The 869-nt window shown below is 45.1% G+C and carries 1 protein-coding gene; it reads right to left on the bottom strand.

Annotation, left to right across the window (positions count from 1 at the left end; translation table 11 throughout):
* Positions 1–77: 77 nt before the first annotated feature.
* The gene (tatC, locus tag A3766_RS08055) at positions 78–857 is read right to left on the bottom strand and encodes a twin-arginine translocase subunit TatC (protein ID WP_068510193.1); all 780 of its coding nucleotides are present in this window, start codon (positions 855–857) and stop codon (positions 78–80) included.
* Positions 858–869: the final 12 nt, after the last annotated feature.

Below are 869 nucleotides of genomic sequence, written 5' to 3'. Positions count from 1 at the left end.
GTTGACGACCGGAAATCTCAGCCAGTGTTTCGCTGTGCATATTTTCGGGGAATAACAGTAGCAGGTTCATCTAATTGTTATTCGCTTACAGGTTCTTCGTTGCGCTTCTTTTCGACGAGTTTTGAAAACAGCACTCCGACTTCAAAGAGAGCCCACATTGGAACTGCTAAAAGAGTTTGCGAAATAACATCTGGAGGCGTCAATAACATACCGATAACGAAGCAGCCAACCACGATGTAAGGGCGTTTTTCACTTAGGCTAGCTGAGCTGGTAATACCTGCCGCAACCAAAATAATGGTTGCGATTGGGATTTCGAAGGCTAAACCAAATGCGAAGAATAGCTTTAGAATGAAGTCAAGATAGCGACTGATATCGGTCATTACAGTGACGCCTTCAGGTGCGGCACTGGTGAAAAAGCCAAACACTAAAGGAAAGACGACAAAGTAAGCGAATGCCATGCCGAGATAGAACAATATTATGCTCGATAGCAGTAAAGGATAGGCGAGCCGTTTTTCGTTCTCATAGAGTGCAGGTGCGATAAAACCCCATATTTGAAAGAGCACATAAGGCATTGATATAAACAGTGCCGTCATTAGAGCCAGTTTGAAGGGGGTAAAGAAGGGTGATGCGACATCGGTCGCGATCATGGTGCTACCTTCGGGTAAAAAGACCCTAAGTGGCTCTGAGACAATCAGGTAGATATCGTTGGCAAAATAGTAAAGGCCTGCGAAGATCAATATAACGCAAAGCACAGAACGCAGGAGGCGTGTGCGCAATTCTATCAGATGGCTGATTAGAGGCTGGCCTTGGTCGACTACAGTGTCGTTTTCAGTTGCGTTGTCAGAAGTCTTACTCATGTCTTTACTATG

The sequence above is a fragment of the Oleiphilus sp. HI0132 genome, assembly GCF_001635845.1.
This window is presented reverse-complemented; position numbering and strand designations above follow the sequence as displayed.

Bases quoted from the DNA above. Each gene is read 5' to 3' on its own strand.
- tatC (WP_068510193.1), bottom strand. From the start codon at position 857: ATGAGTAAGACTTCTGACAACGCAACTGAAAACGACACTGTAGTCGAC.